Genomic DNA, 3,653 nt, shown 5'->3' with positions numbered 1-3,653 from the left:
TGCACTACGCTCGAAATGACGGCATAGTTAGGAACACAGACCATAGCGCACAGACTATTGCAAATTTAGATTACTCCCCCACCTTCAGCACCCAAACCGAAACACTGCCGGCATTACAGTGAAACTCTGCCCAGCCATTGTCATCGACCACAATTTCCTGCGGCCTGTAGCCCAGTGCATCAATAAAGGTTTTTCCGGCAAAATGTTTACCAATTTCCATCGATTTATATCCTTCTTCGCCGGTACTTAACAATACCGCCAGGCCACTGTTTTCATTTTCCTCATCCCCTGCCCTCGTCCAGCCTACACAGCTGAAATGGTCAAAATAATCGCGTTGCTCGCCATAGGCTAAAGCTGTACGTATTTTACTCATGGTTTCAACCGCTTCAATTGGCACCAGCTCTACATGCACTTCATCTCCTTCTTTATCCTTATCGTCGTAAATGCCGCCATAAATATCAGGGAAGAACAAACATGGAATGCCTTGCATACGCAGTAAAATGATGGCATAAGCCAGTGGTCTGAACCAAAAATCGACATAAGATTCTAATGCCTGTAGCGGCTGCGAATCGTGGTTATCAATAAAAGTAACCGCCAGATCGGGTTTTGCCTGGATCAGTGTTCCATCAAAAATGGTTCTCATATCAAAACCCTCATCCTTACTGGCCAGAAAGAAATTATGGTGCAAAAGCGAATCAAATATCTGGGTGCGGCCGCCGGTAGTTTCAATGTATTCCAGCTGTCCTTCAATATCCACCACATTCCAGTCTTCGGCAACAATAAAAAATTCGCGGTTATATTTCTGGTTAAGGTGATCAATCCATTCGATGATAAAATCCGGATTGATGTGCTTAACCGCATCCAGCCTGAAACCATCAACTTTAGTGGTTTCAACAATCCATTCGCCCCAATATTTCAATTCTTCCACTACAGACCGGTTACGGTAATCAATGTCATTAAACATCAGGTAATCGTAATTTCCAAGTTCGGTAGAGGGCACTTTCTCAAAACCTTCGCCCAAATAATTCTGAATAGAATATATGGCACTTTCTTTAAGGTTTTCGGCCCAATCTACCCCGCTAAAACACTCGTGGTCCCATATAAATTCGGAATATTTACCCGCACGGCCCGGAAAAGTAAATTTTGTCCAGGCTTCTATTTCAAAAACATCGCTGGTAAACTCATTTCTATTATCTGGATTTACCGTTCTCACCTGTATTTTCTCCAATTCGTCGCCACCTGCTTTATGATTGAAAACTGCATCTGCCAAAGCATTTATTCCGTTATCATGTAATGCCTCTATCGCTTTGATATATTCATCCTTTGATCCGTGTTTTGTATTTACACCACCTTTTTGATCAAATTCGCCTAAATCAAACAGATCGTAAACAGCATAACCAACATCATAAGCCGCGTTGTTTGATTTATAGGCCGGCGGAAGCCAAACAGCTGTTATGCCTATTTCTTTTAAATGAGCAGCTTCTGTAGCTACTTTCGTCCATAAATTCTGCTCTTCGTTATAATACCAATGGAAAAATTGGATAAGGGTCTGGTTCTGCATTAATTCGATTTTTGATAGGATAACAGGCTATTTAGAGAATTGTTTTTAAGGCATGAGAATTCATGTTTAAATTGACAATACTCCATTTTAGGTTTATTCCGCCGGGCTTATTATAGTCATTGAGGTGAAGTCGGGACTTACGATTAGGTTATTTAAAACGAATCGGCACCAAAAATCTAAATTTTAATTGCACAGATCAATCAGAATATTGCAAAAAAACCTTTTTAAACCTGCCAGAATGCATTTCGAGTAATATTTAACATACATTTTTGCTACTTTTGCATTCAAATGAGCTTAAAAAAGAAATTCGCAAGAGAAAGTTTTACCATCATGAACGAGTTGGTACTACCAAATGATACCAATACGCTAAACAACCTAATGGGAGGCCGTTTACTCCACTGGATGGATATTGCGGCGGCTATTTCTGCTCAAAAACACTGCAACCGCATTGTGGTAACTGCCTCTGTTGATAACGTATCTTTTAAACACCCTATTAAACTGGGTGATGTAATTACCATCGAAGCCAAGGTAACCCGGGCATTTAATACTTCTGTAGAGGTGCGTTTAGATGTATGGGCAGAAAATATCCCAAGTGGTGCCCGCCAGAAAAGCAATGAAGCTTATTACACCTTTGTGGCGGTTGATCAAAGTGCACGTACCATCCCTGTTGCAGAAGTAATTCCTGAAACTGCTGAAGAAATTGAATTATTTGATGGGGCCCTCCGCCGCCGGCAGTTACGCCTGGTTTTAGGTGGAAAAATGAGTCCGGATGATGCCAGCGAATTAAAGGCACTTTTTTTCAAAGCATAATTTTTACAAAAAATTACTTCCTGCTTAGCCTGATTGTTTTATTTTAGCGGTTCACCCTACGCTAAAAATATGACGACTTATACGATACTTATTATTTTAAGCGGATTAGTAATATTCTCTTATCTGTTTGATTTAGTGGCAAGTAAAACCAAAGTACCATCGGTTTTATTGTTGCTTTTGTTGGGTATTGGCTTACGTTTTTTGGTTGATTACCTTAAAATACAGACTTTCAATTTTCTCTCCATCCTGCCAACATTAGGTACGGTTGGCCTGATTTTGATTGTTTTTGAAGGTTCGCTCGAACTTAAATATGATCAGCATAAAAATAAAATTATCAGGAGTGCTTTTTTATCTGCACTGACCATTTTATTGGGTACTATCAGCGTAATTACCACTATTATTTACCAGATCAGCCACCACGATCTGTACACCTGTATTGCAAATGCCATTCCTTTTAGCGTAATCAGCTCGGCCATTGCCATTCCATCGGCCGCAGCACTGAACGATAAAGACAAAGAATTCGTCATCTACGAATCTTCTTTTTCAGATATCCTTGGCATTATTATTTTCAATTTTGCCATTACCAATCATACCATAAATGCATCGGCCTTTATCGGATTGGGTTTAAGCACTTTCCTCATTTTATTGTTGTCGGCTATTGCCTGCGTTGTGTTGCTGTACGTGATGGGCAGATTGGTACACCACATCAAGTTTTTCCTCATTATTGCAATCCTGATATTGGTTTATGCCATTGGTCAATCTTACCATCTTTCTTCTCTGGTACTGATTTTGAGCACGGGATTATTTTTGAACAATGCGGATACGATACAGCATGCCTGGTTCAGGAGCATTTTTATCTACAAGAATTTAACAGCCGATTTATCGCAGCTTTACCAGTTATCGGCAGAAAGCGCTTTTATTTTACGCACATTTTTCTTCGTAATTTTCGGTTTCACCATGAACATTGGCGAACTGAACAATAAAATTGTGCTGGCCAATGGCTTTTTTATCCTGATCTCAATTTACATCATTCGGATCTTATTCCTTAAAATATTCAAGAAAGATAATTTAAGTCCGATTTTATACATAGCCCCACGCGGACTGATCAGTATTTTACTTTACTTCAACCTTCCGGCATCATTAAAAATAGCCGAAGTAGGCACTCCATTTTTGTTCTTGGTGGTACTGGGTTCGAGTATTGTAATGACGTTGGGGATTACATTGAGCAAGAGACAGGGGTTAGCAGGCTAAATTAGTTCATTGGTTAACTGGTTAATCGGTT

General features: G+C 39.8%; 3 protein-coding genes. 2 read left to right on the top strand and 1 reads right to left on the bottom strand.

Going from position 1 to position 3,653, the window contains the following annotated elements; genetic code table 11:
- Window positions 1–70: 70 nt before the first annotated feature.
- Window positions 71–1,561 (bottom strand): alpha-amylase, encoded by a 1,491-nt coding sequence (locus B2V92_RS02910; protein ID WP_293304665.1) that lies wholly within the window; start codon window positions 1,559–1,561, stop codon window positions 71–73.
- Between the two features lie 288 nt (window positions 1,562–1,849).
- Between B2V92_RS02910 and B2V92_RS02905 the strand changes: the two genes are divergently transcribed.
- A complete protein-coding gene (locus B2V92_RS02905; protein WP_293304663.1) occupies window positions 1,850–2,371 on the top strand; it encodes an acyl-CoA thioesterase in 522 nt (173 codons plus the stop codon).
- Between the two features lie 69 nt (window positions 2,372–2,440).
- A complete protein-coding gene (locus B2V92_RS02900) occupies window positions 2,441–3,622 on the top strand; it encodes a sodium:proton antiporter (protein WP_293304661.1) in 1,182 nt (393 codons plus the stop codon).
- Window positions 3,623–3,653: the final 31 nt, after the last annotated feature.

This window comes from Pedobacter sp. UBA5917 (assembly GCF_002432345.1).
Lineage (GTDB): Bacteria > Bacteroidota > Bacteroidia > Sphingobacteriales > Sphingobacteriaceae > Pedobacter.
This window is presented reverse-complemented; position numbering and strand designations above follow the sequence as displayed.